16 protein-coding genes are annotated in these 13,260 nt (G+C 63.7%); 11 read left to right on the forward strand and 5 right to left on the reverse strand.

The features are described from left to right. Both ACQ651_RS00005 and rpsD read left to right on the forward strand, forming a co-directional pair. A partial coding sequence (locus ACQ651_RS00005; RefSeq protein WP_430447749.1) for a Hint domain-containing protein occupies window positions 1-823 on the forward strand: 823 nt, incomplete at its 5' end. Window positions 824-984: 161 nt separating this feature from the next. Next, window positions 985-1,605 carry a 30S ribosomal protein S4 gene (gene rpsD, locus ACQ651_RS00010; protein WP_121896491.1) on the forward strand — a complete coding sequence of 207 codons (621 nt, stop codon included), beginning with the start codon at window positions 985-987 and terminating at the stop codon, window positions 1,603-1,605. A 119-nt stretch (window positions 1,606-1,724) separates the two neighbouring features. On the opposite strand, the gene ACQ651_RS00015 is transcribed toward rpsD, so the two are convergent. Genes ACQ651_RS00015 through ACQ651_RS00025 form a run of 3 tightly spaced genes read right to left on the reverse strand, consistent with a single transcriptional unit; the run spans window position 1,725 to window position 4,143 of the window. Further along, the gene (locus ACQ651_RS00015; RefSeq protein ID WP_430447751.1) at window positions 1,725-2,768 is read right to left on the reverse strand and encodes a succinylglutamate desuccinylase/aspartoacylase family protein; all 1,044 of its coding nucleotides are present in this window, start codon (window positions 2,766-2,768) and stop codon (window positions 1,725-1,727) included. After that, entirely contained in the window at window positions 2,765-3,670 is a 906-nt protein-coding gene (rimK, locus tag ACQ651_RS00020; RefSeq protein ID WP_227284423.1) for a 30S ribosomal protein S6--L-glutamate ligase, read from the reverse strand. Before rimK ends, ACQ651_RS00015 begins: the two co-directional genes overlap by 4 nt. Further along, on the reverse strand, window positions 3,667-4,143 hold the full coding sequence (locus ACQ651_RS00025) for an ATP-dependent zinc protease family protein (protein WP_227284422.1): 477 nt from the start codon (window positions 4,141-4,143) through the stop codon (window positions 3,667-3,669). The genes rimK and ACQ651_RS00025 overlap by 4 nt, the downstream gene beginning before the upstream one ends. 201 nt (window positions 4,144-4,344) lie before the next feature. Between ACQ651_RS00025 and ACQ651_RS00030 the strand changes: the two genes are divergently transcribed. Then, entirely contained in the window at window positions 4,345-5,760 is a 1,416-nt protein-coding gene (locus ACQ651_RS00030; protein ID WP_227284421.1) for a homospermidine synthase, read from the forward strand. A gap of 88 nt (window positions 5,761-5,848) precedes the next feature. Here the strand turns inward: ACQ651_RS00030 and ACQ651_RS00035 are convergent, their stop codons facing one another. Next, entirely contained in the window at window positions 5,849-6,484 is a 636-nt protein-coding gene (locus tag ACQ651_RS00035; protein ID WP_430447752.1) for a class I SAM-dependent methyltransferase, read from the reverse strand. Window positions 6,485-6,659: 175 nt separating this feature from the next. Between ACQ651_RS00035 and ACQ651_RS00040 the strand changes: the two genes are divergently transcribed. The 3 genes from ACQ651_RS00040 (at window position 6,660) to ACQ651_RS00050 (ending at window position 9,212) form a co-directional block, all read left to right on the forward strand. Beyond that, window positions 6,660-7,907, forward strand: coding sequence for an MFS transporter (locus ACQ651_RS00040; RefSeq protein ID WP_430447753.1), 1,248 nt, complete (start codon window positions 6,660-6,662; stop codon window positions 7,905-7,907). A 10-nt stretch (window positions 7,908-7,917) separates the two neighbouring features. Next, window positions 7,918-8,778 (forward strand): 50S ribosomal protein L11 methyltransferase, encoded by an 861-nt coding sequence (locus tag ACQ651_RS00045; protein WP_227284418.1) that lies wholly within the window; start codon window positions 7,918-7,920, stop codon window positions 8,776-8,778. A 179-nt stretch (window positions 8,779-8,957) separates the two neighbouring features. Next, on the forward strand, window positions 8,958-9,212 hold the full coding sequence (locus tag ACQ651_RS00050; RefSeq protein WP_227284417.1) for a hypothetical protein: 255 nt from the start codon (window positions 8,958-8,960) through the stop codon (window positions 9,210-9,212). 86 nt (window positions 9,213-9,298) lie between these two features. Here ACQ651_RS00050 and ACQ651_RS00055 read toward each other — a convergent pair whose 3' ends face one another. Beyond that, complete coding sequence (locus ACQ651_RS00055) at window positions 9,299-9,502, reverse strand: DUF1127 domain-containing protein (RefSeq protein ID WP_121896498.1); 204 nt, start codon at window positions 9,500-9,502, stop codon at window positions 9,299-9,301. Window positions 9,503-9,838: 336 nt separating this feature from the next. Between ACQ651_RS00055 and ruvC the strand changes: the two genes are divergently transcribed. The 5 genes from ruvC to ybgC are packed head-to-tail and all read left to right on the forward strand — an operon-like array spanning window position 9,839 to window position 13,211. Beyond that, window positions 9,839-10,345: a crossover junction endodeoxyribonuclease RuvC gene (ruvC, locus tag ACQ651_RS00060; protein WP_227284416.1), complete on the forward strand. Its 507-nt coding sequence runs from the start codon at window positions 9,839-9,841 to the stop codon at window positions 10,343-10,345. Next, window positions 10,342-11,010 (forward strand): Holliday junction branch migration protein RuvA, encoded by a 669-nt coding sequence (gene ruvA / locus ACQ651_RS00065; RefSeq protein WP_430447755.1) that lies wholly within the window; start codon window positions 10,342-10,344, stop codon window positions 11,008-11,010. Before ruvC ends, ruvA begins: the two co-directional genes overlap by 4 nt. Window positions 11,011-11,070: 60 nt before the next feature. Continuing rightward, window positions 11,071-12,105: a Holliday junction branch migration DNA helicase RuvB gene (gene ruvB, locus ACQ651_RS00070; RefSeq protein WP_227284414.1), complete on the forward strand. Its 1,035-nt coding sequence runs from the start codon at window positions 11,071-11,073 to the stop codon at window positions 12,103-12,105. Between the two features lie 45 nt (window positions 12,106-12,150). Then, window positions 12,151-12,801, forward strand: a complete 651-nt coding sequence (locus ACQ651_RS00075) for a hypothetical protein (protein ID WP_227284413.1) — start codon at window positions 12,151-12,153, stop codon at window positions 12,799-12,801. Further along, on the forward strand, window positions 12,798-13,211 hold the full coding sequence (ybgC, locus tag ACQ651_RS00080) for a tol-pal system-associated acyl-CoA thioesterase (protein WP_227284412.1): 414 nt from the start codon (window positions 12,798-12,800) through the stop codon (window positions 13,209-13,211). The genes ACQ651_RS00075 and ybgC overlap by 4 nt, the downstream gene beginning before the upstream one ends. The last annotated feature ends 49 nt before the right edge of the window (window positions 13,212-13,260 follow it).

Consider the following 13,260-nt stretch of genomic DNA (forward strand, 5'->3'; position numbering starts at 1 on the left):
ACCCATGGAAGATGCGGCCGAAGACGCCGATCCGCTTTTTCGCGGAGCCTTCATCCTGTCCGACGGGGCCCGGTTCTACACGGTCGTCCCGGTGGTGCCTGCCGACGGGCGCCTGCCGATCCTGCTGTTTCCCGAAAACATGCCGCCCGCCAATCGCGAGATGACGATCGTGCAGGCCAGCCAGCGTATCCTGCCGCCGGTGGGGGAGACCCTGCCGGCGGTGATCTGCTTCACGCCGGGCACGCGGATCCGTACCGAAAACGGCGATATGACCATCGAGGATCTGGGCCCCGGCGACAGGGTGCTGACCCGGGATGACGGCCCGCAGGAGGTGCTCTGGTCCGGCCATCGGCGCATGTCGGGCGCGCGGCTTTTCGCAATGCCGGAGCAGCGGCCGATCCGGATGCGCGTGGGCGCGCTTGGCGTGGATCGTCCCGATGACGATCTGATCGTCTCCCCCGAACATCGGGTTCTGGTCAAGGGCCGTGCCGCGCAGGACCTCTGGGGCGAGCCCGAGGTTCTGGTGCGCGCCGCCGATCTTGTCGGGGACCGGTTCATCACTGTCGATCATTCGCTGCGCGAAACCCATTATGTGCATCTGATGCTGGACCGGCATCAGGTGATCTGGGCCAACGGGCTGGAGGTCGAGACCTTTCATCCCGGCTTCATGGGGTTGGATCATCTGGAACCCCGGCAGCGGGATCTGCTGATCGAGATGCGCCCCGACCTGTTGCAGGATCCCCACAATTACGGCCCCTCGGCCCGGCGGATGGTCAGCCGGGCGGAGGCTGCGATCCTGATGCATACCACGCGAGGGCATTGACACCGCTCCGGCATTGAGTAAAAGCACCCATTCCCGGCGGTCACCTGCCGGGGTTTTCATTGGTGTTGGTGGTCCCCGCAAGGGGAGACCTGTCAGGCTTCTGCCAGAGGACAACGCCCTTCATAGCCGCCATCGGGCGGCGCATCGGAAGGAGACCAGCCGTGACCAAACGCACGTCTGCCAAGTACAAAATCGACCGCCGGATGGGCGAAAACATCTGGGGTCGTCCGAAATCCCCGGTCAACCGCCGCGAATATGGCCCCGGCCAGCACGGTCAGCGCCGCAAGGGTAAGCTGTCCGACTTCGGCATCCAGCTTCGCGCCAAGCAAAAGCTGAAGGGCTACTATGGCGATCTGACCGAAAAGCAGTTCCGCCGCATCTATGCCGAGGCCGAGCGGGTCAAGGGCGATACCGGTGAAAACCTGATCGGCCTGCTGGAGCGCCGTCTGGACGCCGTGGTCTACCGCGCGAAATTCGTGCCGACCGTCTTTGCCGCGCGTCAGTTCGTGAACCACGGCCATGTGCTGGTGAACGGCGAGCGCGTCAACATCCCCTCCTACCGCGTGAAAGAGGGCGACGTGATCGAGGTGCGCGAGAAGTCCAAGCAGATGGCCGCGATTCTGGAGGCCACTCAATTGGCCGAGCGCGATGTGCCCGACTATATCGACGTCGACCACAACAAGCTGACCGCCAGCTTCGTGCGGACCCCGACCCTCGGCGATGTGCCCTATCCGGTGCATATGGAGCCGAATCTGGTCGTGGAATACTACGCCAAGAACTGAGCGTTTCGACGCCGGAGGATCAGGGGCCGCGCCATGCCATGCGCGGCCCTTTTGCTTTGGTCATGGGAGTGCGCGCCCGCGCCGCCCGGTCGGGCGGCTTCGGGGCGACGGGCGCGTGATCAGATGATCTCGTCCTCGTCGAACAGCGGATCTTCTTCCAGCTGGCTGGCCAGATCGTCGATCGCGGCTTCGGCGACATCGACGGATTTCACCGTCGCGATATGGAACAGGGCATCGCCCTCATGCACGATGGGCATGACCGCCCGGCCGACGATGATGCCGCTGTATTCCGCCGCCACCTCTGTTTCGACTTCGCCGAACGGGTCCGCGATGGCGGCGATTATCTCGCCTTCCTTGATCACATCGCCTTCGCTTTTGAACATGCGCAGCAGGCCGCCGACGGGCGCGCGCATCCAGTGGCTGTCCGAACACAAAACCGACCGGGCGCTGGCCTTTGCAATGCCTTTCGGCGGCAGCATCTCAAGGCTCTTCAGAACCCTCAGGATGCCGGCAACACCGGCGCGGACGGACATTTCATCGAACCGCATCCCTTCGCCCGCCTCGTAAAGCAGCATGTCGACGCCAAGCTTCTGCGCCTCGGCCCGCAAGCTGCCGGGGCGCAGGCTGCTGGTCAGGATCACCGGCGCGCCGAACACCTGCGCCAGTTGCAAGGCATTGCGATTTCGGGCGGATACACGGATCTGCGGCAGGTTGGTCCGGTGGATCGCCGCCGAATGCAGATCGATCCCGAGCGAACAGTGCGAGACGATTTCCTTCAGGAAGATATGCGCCAGCCGTGACGCAAGCGACCCGTGGGGCGAACCGGGGAAACAGCGGTTGAGATCCCGCCGGTCAGGCAGATAGCGCGAATGGTTGAGAAAGCCGAAAGTGTTCACGATCGGCACAACGATCAGGGTGCCGCGCAAGGATTTGAGGGTTCGGGCCCGCAGCAGCCGGCGCACGATCTCGACACCGATCACCTCGTCCCCGTGAATGCCCGCGCTGACAAAGACCGTCGGGCCTTCGCGGCGACCATGGATGACATGGGCCGAGATGGCGACCGGCGTATGATCGGACAGCGTGCTGACCGGAAGCTGTACCGTCTTTCGGCTTCCGGCGTCGATGATCTCGCCGGCGATCCCGAAGCTTGCGCGTCTGATCATCCCTTGCCTTTGGTCTTCGTGGCGCCGGGTTTGGCATTCTTCTCGATGTATTCGATGATCTTGCCGGCCACGTCCAGCCCGGTGGCCTTTTCCACGCCTTCCAGCCCGGGGGAGGAGTTCACCTCCATCACCACCGGCCCGTGATTGGCGCGCAACATGTCGACGCCGCAGACATTGAGACCCATCGCCCGGGCCGCGCGGACAGCGGTCGAGCGTTCCTCCGGCGACAGTTTGATAAGCTCCGCCGAGCCGCCCCGGTGCAGGTTCGAGCGGAAGTCCCCCGCTGCGCCCGTGCGTTTCATCGCGGCGATGACCCTGCCGCCCACCACTATGGCGCGGATATCGGTGCCGCCAGCTTCCTTGATGAACTCCTGCAGCAGGATGTTCACACCCGCGCCGCGAAACGCCTCCACCACCGATTTGGCCGATCGTTTGGTATCGGCCAGAACCACCCCGATGCCCTGTGTGCCTTCGAGCAGCTTGATCACCACGGGCGCGCCGCCCGCAAGCTCCAGCACCTCTTCGGTCTGCTTCGGATCATGGGCGAATGTGGTCACCGGAAGGCCGATCCCGTCCCGCGCCAGAAGCTGCATGGATCGCAGCTTGTCCCGGGAGCGCCCGATGGCGACACTTTCGTTCAGCGGATAGACGCCCTGCATCTCGAACTGCCGCAGGACGGCCATTCCGTAAAAGGTGACCGATGCGCCGATCCGCGGGATGACGGCGTCATACCCCACAAGCTTCTCGCCATTGTAGAAAACCTCGGGCCTCCGCGAGGCGATGTTCATGTAGCACCGCAAAGTGTTTATGATATCGAGCGAATGGCCCCGTGCTTCCGCTGCTTCCGCCAGACGCCGGTGAGAGTAAAGCGTGGGGTTTCTGGCAAGCATGGCGATTTTCATAGGTGTGTTCCTTTGAAACGGGGTTTCGAGCTGACGAGGTAGGATCGACCGGGATGAACCGCGATATTGTGCCCGCGAAGCGCCCGCCGCCCGAGAATAAGCGGAAATCGCATGGAGCCGCGATCGGCCAGGGAAATGTCTATATGCCACTTCCGCCGCGCAATCACCATCGGTGTGTGGATCACGATCCGGGTCTCGGGCACGCCGCTGGTATTTGTGATGTCCCGGATCGTATGGATCGGGCATTCGACCTGAGCGGGGGTCAGCCCATTGACCTCCGGCGGCTGAAACCTGACCCAATCACGGCCATCTCTGCGAAACGTCTCGATATCGGATGCGTGGAGCGCCGTTGTCTTGGCCCCGGTATCGACCTTGACGGCGAAGTTTCTCAACCCAAGCTCCGGCAGGCTTATGCATTCGTGCCAGCCGATCACCATCAGGGCACGCGATGATTTTGAAGGCGTTTGGGTCATTCAGGTCAGATCCGTCGAACAGTGCAGATGGAGGACCCTATCGTGATCCCCGGGCGGGATACCAGTTGTCTCGGGCTCTTGGCGCGGCTTTTCCGCACCGGGTGCGCGGATTGCGCCCGGGTGTCATCCGCGCCAGTTTGCAACGACAGGTCTCTGCGCGTATGAGCACCGCAAACCAAGTCAGCCCGGAGCCCGCGCCCCATGTCCCATCCCGTTTATGCCCGCATCGATGGCCCGATCCTGATGATCGGTTTCGGTTCCATCGGCAAAGGCACGCTGCCGCTGATCCAGCGCCATTTCGACCATGACGCCGACAAGCTGACGGTGATCGAGCCGTCCGCCGACGCCGCGCTGTTTCTCAAACAGCACCGGATCGCGCATCGGCAAGTGGCGCTGACCCGTGAGAACTACCGGGAAATCCTGGGTGAGATGCTGGAGCCGGGCAAGGGCTTCGTCGTCAACCTTTCCGTCGACACCTCGTCGCTGGATCTGATGAAGTTCTGCCGCGAACTTCGAGTGCCCTATATCGACACGGTGGTCGAACCCTGGGCGGGGTTCTACTTCGAAACGAGCGACAATGCGCAGCGGACGAATTACGCGCTGAGGCAGGCGGTGCGCGACGAAAAGGCAGCCAATCCCGGCGGCTCGACCGCGGTAAGCTGCTGTGGCGCCAATCCCGGCATGGTCAGCTGGTTCGTGAAAGAAGCGCTTTTGACCCTTGCGCGGGACACCGGCCAGGACGCGACCGTGCCTTCGGACCGTGCCGGGTGGGGGCGGCTGATGCAGGGGCTTGGCGTTCAGGGCATTCATATCGCCGAGCGGGATACGCAGGTCCGTCCCAAGCCGCGGCCCCGGAATGTGTTCGTCAACACCTGGTCTGTGGAAGGGTTCATTGCCGAAGGCTTCCAGCCCGCAGAACTGGGCTGGGGCACACATGAACCCTGGTTCCCCGAAAACGGGTACCGGCATGAAACCGGCTGCCAGGCGGGCATCTGGCTGGACCGTCCGGGCGCGATCACGCGCGTTCATACCTGGTGCCCCACACCGGGCCCGCAATTCGGCTTCCTCGTCACCCATAACGAGGCGATTTCCATCGCCGACTATTACACGGTGGGCGCGGGGGCATCGCCCGAGTTCCGCCCGACCTGCCATTACGCCTATCATCCCTGCGACGACGCGGTCCTTTCGCTGCATGAGATGTTCGGTGCCGGCCGTCAGCAGAGCAAACATGAAATCCTCGATGTGGACGAGATCGTCGGCGGCATCGACGAGCTGGGCGTACTGCTTTACGGCCACGCCAAGAACGCGCTCTGGTTCGGCTCGCGGCTGTCGAATGCGGAAACCCGCGACCTTGCGCCGTTTCAGAACGCGACCGGGCTGCAGGTTACCTCCGCCGTTCTGGCGGGCATGGTCTGGGCGCTGGAGAACCCCGATGCAGGCATCGTGGAGACCGACGAGATGGACCACGCCCGCTGCCTTGAGGTGCAGCGCCCGTATCTGGGCCCGGTGGAGGCTCACTACACGGACTGGACCCCGCTTCAGGATCGTTGGGAGCATTTCCCCGAGGATATTGATCCGACCATGCCCTGGGCGTTTCGCAACGTGTTGGCGACCTGACAGCAGGCTGACAAGGGGCGGGGCCCGGACTCAGCCCTGCCCGGGCTGCTGTCAGGTCGCCAACGGGTGCGAAAGCTACGCTATGGCCTCAGATCGCGCGGGCAAGGTACCCGCGGCTGGTGCGCGACGGCGGGCCTGCGGGAAAGTCGTAGATGTCGTCCAGCGCCCATCCGGCCCGTTCCAGCATCAGGGCGACCTCCGATGGCTCGAAGGTCCGATGCCGCCATTGCAGCCAGATGATCGCGTTGCACCAATGGGGTTTGGAGGCGACCAGCCAGAGCCGCGCGCCCGTCCGGACAAGCCCGCGCATATCCGCCAGCGCTGCGCCCGGATCGGGGCAATGCTCGATCACATGGGCCGCAAGCAGATGGTCGAACGGAGCGGGCGGCTGGTAGCTTTCCAGTATCCCTTGCGCCGGTTCCGCCCGAAGGCCGCGCCGCGCAAGTACGGCTTCCGCCCGGGCCAGCATCGGGGCGGACGGGTCCAGCAAGGTGATATCGACCCCGCTCCCGTGGATCGCCGCCCAGGCCTCGGCAAAGGCTCCGCTGCCGCAGCCGATATCCAGAATGCGCGCCTCAGATCCGGGCCGCGGCAATTGCGAGGAAAGAAACCCGAGATAGGCGTCGTAATAGCCGAGGCTTCGCATCTTGTCGCGCCAGACGCCGGCAAGCCGGTCGTAGCGGTCGGTCAGATGGGTGTTATCGCGGGTCTCGGCCTGGCTCATGGCTCAATCTGACATATCCGGCCCCCCGGGAGAAGTGTCTCGGCGGGGAACCCGATTTGATGCGGTGCGTCCGCCTGGTGCTCAGGAAGATCCGATCCTCACCGCGACCGGCCGGGCGGCGGCTTGGGGCCTTTGGCTCTCGCCAAACCGGCCCGACAGGCGTAAAGCCAAGCCCATGGCGCTTGGCGATACCTTCAACACCCTGACGCTTGAACAGGCGAAATCGCTGCCGCGATGGCGGCGCCCGCAGGCATTGCTGTTCCTGATGGCCTTCGCGATGCCGATCGCCTTTGCCACATGGTCCGCCCTGCTCAACAACTTCGTGGTCGAAATGGCCGGGTTCGACGGCGCCGATATCGGCTGGCTGCACACGGTGCGCGAGATCCCGGGGTTTCTGGCCATCGGTGTGATCGCGTTGATCATCTTCATCCGCGAGCAGGTTCTGGGGCTGATCTCGCTTATGCTGCTTGGCGTGGCCACCGCGATGACGGCGCAGTTCCCCTCGCTAGGCGGGCTTCTCTTTGTCACGCTGCTCAGCTCCATCGGGTTTCACTATTATGAAACGGTTAACCAGTCGCTGCAGTTGCAGTGGATCGACAAGAAGAAGGCGCCGCAGACCCTTGGGTGGCTGCTCTCCATGGGGTCGGCCGCGACGCTGGTAGCCTATGTGCTGATCGTGCTCACGTGGCGGGCCTATGATCTCAGCTATGATCTGGTCTACTGGCTGGCCGGCGGCACAACGGCGGCGATCGCGCTTTTTGCGTTTCTCGCCTATCCGCAGTTCGAAAGCCCCAACCCGCAGACCAAGAAGATGGTCCTTCGGAAACGCTACTGGCTTTATTATGCGCTGCAATTCATGTCCGGCGCGCGGCGGCAGATCTTTGTCGTCTTCGCGGGGTTCATGATGGTGGAGCGCTATGGCTACGAGGTTCACCAGATCACCGCATTGTTCATGGTGACGCTGCTGACCAACATGATCGTCGCACCGCTTCTGGGCCGGGCGGTATCGTTCTTTGGCGAACGGGCGGCGCTGGTCTTCGAATATGCCGGGCTGACGATGGTTTTCGTTCTCTATGCCGGCCTCTACCACTTTGACTGGGGCCCCTGGATGGCGGCCAGCCTCTATGTGATCAACCACATCTTCTTTTCGCTCGCGCTTGCCATCAAGACCTATTTCCAGAAAATCGCCGAGCCCGGGGATATCGCGCCGACCGCGGCCGTGGCCTTCACGATCAACCATATCGCGGCGGTGTTCCTGCCCGCGGCACTGGGGTATCTCTGGCTCACCTCCCCGATGGGGGTGTTCGTGCTGGCGGCCTGCATGGCGGTGGTGTCCCTTCTGCTCAGCCTGCTGATCCCCCGCCACCCCGAGGCCGGGCAGGAAACGGTTTTGGCCCGCCCCCTGCCGACCGCGGCAGAATAGGACTGCGCCGATGCCCACTTTTACCGCGTTGACCACCTTGCCGGGCAAGGCTGCCGCCGATGCACTGGGCGCGGCGCTGGAGGCGCTTGAGCCGACCGGGGTCGGTGTTTTCGAGATGGAGGACGGATCGGGGCTCTGGGAAGTCGGTGCCTACTTCGAGACCCGGCCCGATGCGGTGGCACTGGCGCTTCTGGCCGCGGCGCATGGGGCACGAGATTTCGCGGTGTCCGAATTGCCCGAAACCGATTGGGTGGCCGAGGTGCGGCGTGAATTGCACCCGGTCGTCGCGGGGCGGTTTTTCGTCTATGGCAGCCATGATGCGGACAACCTGCCCGATGATGCCGTGGGCCTTCTGATCGAGGCGGCGATGGCGTTCGGCACGGGCCATCACGGCACCACGCAGGGCTGCCTTGAGGCGCTGGACGCCCTGATCGATCAGGGCTTCGTGGCGCACAACACCGCCGATATCGGCTGCGGCACCGCCGTTCTGGCTCTGGCGGCCGCGAGGACTTGGGCGTCACCGGTTCTGGCCAGCGACATCGACGAGGTTGCCGTTGATGTGGCCCGCGCCAACGCCGCGGCCAACGGCCTGGCCGATCGCGTCATCTGTCTGGAGGCGGCCGGGTTCGATCATCCCGATCTAGCCGCAAAATCTCCTTTTGACCTCATTTTCGCCAATATCCTGAAGGGTCCGCTGATCGACCTTGCCCCGGACATGGCCCGGCATTCGGCCCGCGGCGGGCGCCTGATCCTGTCCGGCCTCCTTGTGGATCAGGCCGATGAGGTGATCGCGGTGTATGAAGGCGCCGGATTCGCACTGATCCGCCGGGCCGAGCTTGGTGACTGGGCGACCCTGACGCTAGGTCACTGAAAAATGTGGCGATATGTCACAAATTCTGCTAAATTGGATAAAGGTGGGGGCAACACGGTTCACGGGTTGCCGATATGAATCATCAAATTCGCCTTTTTAACAATCGGGTTAGCCGGATTGAACAGGCTTATGCGACGCGAATCCCGAATGCATATGCGATTACCTCCGATGGGCTTGTGGTGCCGCGCTCCCGTCGTCGGCTGCGCTTTCGCTTCCCGCTTCGGGCGCTGATTTACGGGTTCGCCTGCGCCGTTCTCCTGAAGGGGTTCCTGATCTATCACCTGGGGCAGGAAAGCTACAGCGCCCGCATCGACACGTTGCTGGCCGGCTCCACCTATGACCAGTTCGCAGCCCGGGTGTTGATGCCCGAACCGGCTTCCCTCTGGCTGGCGGAAAAATATGCCCTGGCGGTGAACTTCGTCCGTCAGCCCTGAGATCACCGACAGGGGGGTGACACGGATGGAAAAGGCCGCGCCGATCCCTCGAGCGCGGCCTTTGCCGTGATCTTTGATTGGGCCGTCTAGCGGCGGAACGTGCCTGCTGCGATGTCGTCGATATCACCACGGACAAGGCCCAGATCGTCCAGTTCGCGATCGCTGAGCCGCGACAGGCTGGTACGGGTCACACGGGCGTCGTTCCATGCGGTAATCTTTGCCACAAGACCGGCAATAAAGGTGATAGCGCTGAAACCAGCGCCAAGGGGGCGGTTTGCAATGAATGCCATCTGAGTCGTCCTTTCCGATCTCGTAAGATGTTCTCTACGAGCGTCCTGCTCTGAACCGCACCTAGGCCCCCTCCAACGCCCTCGCAAGCATCTTTTTTTGCATGGGACGCATGCAATTTCAGCATAGCTGGATTCCAGGTTAAAACCCTATAAATTATGGCAAAATTACGATTTCAGGACGTCGTTTTTGATGTCCGCAGTGGCGCTTTTCGACCACCTGTTCACCCCGGCTTCGAAAACCGACATTGCGCGGATGGTTTTCGACCTCGCGCTGGCCAATGTTCGCGTTTCGTGCTAGTGATGCGCAAAAGACGCAGAAACAGGCGGTAACGGGCGGTGATACGGGTAATCGGAATTGATCCGGGGCTTCGATGTCTTGGATGGGGTGTGATCGGGGTCGATGGCGCGCGACTCAGTCACATCGCAAACGGGCAATGCGTCAGTTCCGGTGGCGATCTGGCCGCCCGGCTTCTGTCCCTGCACCAGCAGCTCACCGCGGTTCTCATGGCGCATCGGCCCACGCATGCGGCGGTGGAGCAGACTTTCGTGAACCGCGACGGGGCGGGAACTCTGAAACTGGGTCAGGCCCGTGGCATCGCGATGCTGGTGCCCGCGCAGTTCGGACTGCCGGTTGCCGAATATGCCCCGAATGCCGTGAAGAAGGCGGTCGTCGGTGTGGGCCACGCGGACAAGCGCCAGATCGGGCATATGGTGCGGATGCAATTGCCCGGCGCCGTGCCTGCCGGCGACGATGCCGCCGATGCGCTGGCCATCGCCATCTGCCACGCTTTTCACGCGCAGACCGCCGGGCGTCTGGCCCGCGCGATCAAGGCCGCGTCATGATCGGGAAGCTGACAGGCCGGGTCGACCACCGTGCGGGCGATCACGTGCTCCTGGATGTGAACGGGGTGGGATACATCGTTTATTGCTCCGATCGGACATTGGCCGCGCTTCCGCCGGCAGGCCAGATGGCGGCACTTTACACCGAATTGCTGGTGCGGGAGGACCTGCTGCAACTGTTCGGCTTTCTCACGCTTTACGAGCGCGAATGGCACCGTTTGCTGATTTCGGTTCAGGGGATCGGCGCCAAGGCCTCCATGGCCATCCTCGGCACGCTTGGGGCCGAAGGCATCGCGCGGGCCATTGCCATCGGGGACTGGGCCTCAGTCAAGGCCGCCCCGGGTGTCGGGCCCAAGATTGCACAGCGCGTGGTCAATGAACTGAAGGACAAGGCGCCCGCCGTCATGGCGCTTGGCGGGACCGTTCATGAAGCGCTTGGCGATGCGCCCGTGGAGGTGATCGACACGACCACACCCGCAGATGCGCCGCGTGCACCCGTCCACAGCACTGCGTCCGCGCAGGCGGAGGCCCTGTCGGCATTGCAGAACCTGGGCTACGCGCCATCCGAAGCTGCCAGCGCCGTGGCGACCGCCGCGGGCGACGCGGGCGAGGCCGATACACCCGCCCTGATCCGCGCGGCCCTGCGGCTTCTGGCCCCGAGGGAATGAGCGGCCATGGGCAAGGCCGCCTCTGGCGGAATTTCCACGCCTCAGCCATAACCGATGCAGATGTCTGAACCCGATCCGACCCTCCGCCCCGACCGCCAACCCGGCGAGGACAGCCCCGACCGGGCGCTGCGCCCGCAGATATTGGCCGAGTTCATCGGGCAGGAGGAGGCGCGCGCCAATCTCGCGGTCTTCATCGAAAGCGCGAGGCGCCGGGGGGAGGCGATGGACCATGTGCTCTTTCACGGCCCCCCCGGGCTGGGCAAGACCACGCTGGCACAGATCATGGCGCGCGAACTGGGTGTGAATTTCCGCATGACATCCGGCCCGGTTCTGGCGCGCGCCGGAGATCTGGCCGCGATCCTGACAAATCTGGAACCGCGTGACGTGCTGTTCATCGACGAGATCCACCGGCTGAACCCGGCGGTGGAGGAGGTGCTGTATCCCGCGCTTGAGGATTTCGAGCTGGATCTGGTGATCGGCGAGGGCCCCGCCGCACGGACCGTGCGTATCGAGTTGCAGCCCTTCACTCTGGTGGGGGCGACCACGCGGCTTGGCCTGTTGACGACACCGCTGCGCGACCGGTTCGGCATTCCCACCCGGCTGCAATTCTACACCGTGGCGGAACTGCACGAGATCGTCACCCGGGGCGCGCGCCTGCTGGCGATTTCCACCGAAGCTGACGGGGCGCTTGAAATCGCCCGCCGGGCGCGGGGCACACCCCGGATCGCGGGGCGGCTTTTGCGGCGCGTCGTCGATTTCGCGCTGGTCGAAGGGGATGGCACGCTGACGCGGAGCATCGCCGACAGCGCGCTGACCCGGCTGGGGGTCGATCATCTGGGTCTGGACGGGGCCGACCGGCGGTATCTGCGGTTGATGGCGGAGAATTACGCGGGCGGACCTGTGGGGGTCGAAACGCTGTCGGCCGCCTTGTCGGAAAGCCGCGATGCGATCGAGGAGGTGATCGAGCCGTTCCTGCTGCAACAGGGGCTGATCGCCCGGACGCCGCGCGGGCGCATGCTGGCGCATAAAGGCTGGGCGCATCTGGGGCTTGAGGCCCCGAGACGCCCGGATCAGACCGATTTGTTCGAGGGATAGTTCGGATGCATCCGGCGTCGATATCGCAAAAGCAGGGAGACGGATATGTCCGGGGATCCTAGCGCGCCGACCGCCGAAGCCGTCAGGGCGCTTTTCACCCGGTCGGACGGGCAATATCTTTTCGCGCGGTGGGGCCGGCCGATCGCGCCCGTGGTTTTCGGTGTGGATGACGCCACAGTGGCGGTGTTCAAGGGCGCGGTCGAGGCGATCGTGACGCTGGCTAACCATCGGATGGCCGAAACCGACCCGGAACTGGGCGCCAATCTGATGGTGTTCTTTCTGCGTGAATGGGGTGAACTGACGGCGACCCCGAATCTGGACCGTCTGATCCCCGATCTGGGCCCGCTGGTGGCGCGGCTTGAAGAGGCCGATGCAAACCAGTACCGCAGTTTTCGCTTCGACGAGGGCGGGGCAATCAAGGCCGCCTTCGTCTTCATCCGGATGGACGCCGCAATGCGGGAGGCCGCCGCCGAAACCATCGCCTTGTCGCAGATGGTGCAGACCATCGTTTTGTGGTCGGATACCGCCTTTGTCGGAACATCGCCCCTTGCGATCCTGCGCCCGGGCGGCCCGGCATTGCTCAAACCCGGGATCGCCGGGGTGATCCGCGCAAGCTATGACCCGGTGATGCCACAGATGTCCGCCGATCCCTCTCACGCCCTGCGCCTTGCCGCGCGTATCGGAGCCGCCCAATGATCCATCGCTGGCCCATCCGCGTCTATTACGAAGACACCGATCTTGCGGGTCTGGTCTATTACGCCAATTACCTGAAATTCATCGAACGGGCCCGGTCCGAAATGGTGCGCGAGGCGGGGATCGACCAGGCGGAGATGAAGCGCGCGCAGGGTATCGTTTTCGCCGTGCGCCGGGTCGAGGCGGATTACCTTGCCGCCGCGCATTACGACGATGAACTCGTGGTCGAAACCACGCTCGACGGTGTGACCGGCGCTCGGTTCGACATGCCGCAGACTGTGCTGCGCGGCGATCAGCTGATCTTTCAGGCCCGGGTCAGCGTGGTCTGCATCGGACCTGCGGGGCGGGCGACGCGCCTCCCGGCGGATATTCGCCAAAAGCTTGAAACAATTTCAGTGCTCACGCGGGGGTGACGCACAATCATTGGTGTTCCCCCTTACAAGTTGTTAATGTGAGACCTTA

It is taken from the genome of Rhodophyticola sp., from assembly GCF_965284195.1.
Lineage (GTDB): Bacteria > Pseudomonadota > Alphaproteobacteria > Rhodobacterales > Rhodobacteraceae > Rhodophyticola.

Excerpts from the sequence above, each read along its gene's own strand:
- ACQ651_RS00040 (WP_430447753.1), top strand. The coding sequence starts at position 6,660 with ATGGCGCTTGGCGATACCTTCAACACCCTGACGCTTGAACAGGCGAAA.
- ybgC (WP_227284412.1), top strand. The coding sequence starts at position 12,798 with ATGATCCATCGCTGGCCCATCCGCGTCTATTACGAAGACACCGATCTT.
- ACQ651_RS00045 (WP_227284418.1), top strand. The coding sequence starts at position 7,918 with ATGCCCACTTTTACCGCGTTGACCACCTTGCCGGGCAAGGCTGCCGCC.
- ACQ651_RS00035 (WP_430447752.1), bottom strand. The coding sequence starts at position 6,484 with ATGAGCCAGGCCGAGACCCGCGATAACACCCATCTGACCGACCGCTAC.
- rimK (WP_227284423.1), bottom strand. The coding sequence starts at position 3,670 with ATGAAAATCGCCATGCTTGCCAGAAACCCCACGCTTTACTCTCACCGG.
- ACQ651_RS00025 (WP_227284422.1), bottom strand. The coding sequence starts at position 4,143 with ATGACCCAAACGCCTTCAAAATCATCGCGTGCCCTGATGGTGATCGGC.
- ACQ651_RS00075 (WP_227284413.1), top strand. The coding sequence starts at position 12,151 with ATGTCCGGGGATCCTAGCGCGCCGACCGCCGAAGCCGTCAGGGCGCTT.
- ACQ651_RS00055 (WP_121896498.1), bottom strand. The coding sequence starts at position 9,502 with ATGGCATTCATTGCAAACCGCCCCCTTGGCGCTGGTTTCAGCGCTATC.
- ruvB (WP_227284414.1), top strand. The coding sequence starts at position 11,071 with ATGTCTGAACCCGATCCGACCCTCCGCCCCGACCGCCAACCCGGCGAG.
- ruvA (WP_430447755.1), top strand. The coding sequence starts at position 10,342 with ATGATCGGGAAGCTGACAGGCCGGGTCGACCACCGTGCGGGCGATCAC.
- ACQ651_RS00030 (WP_227284421.1), top strand. The coding sequence starts at position 4,345 with ATGTCCCATCCCGTTTATGCCCGCATCGATGGCCCGATCCTGATGATC.
- ACQ651_RS00015 (WP_430447751.1), bottom strand. The coding sequence starts at position 2,768 with ATGATCAGACGCGCAAGCTTCGGGATCGCCGGCGAGATCATCGACGCC.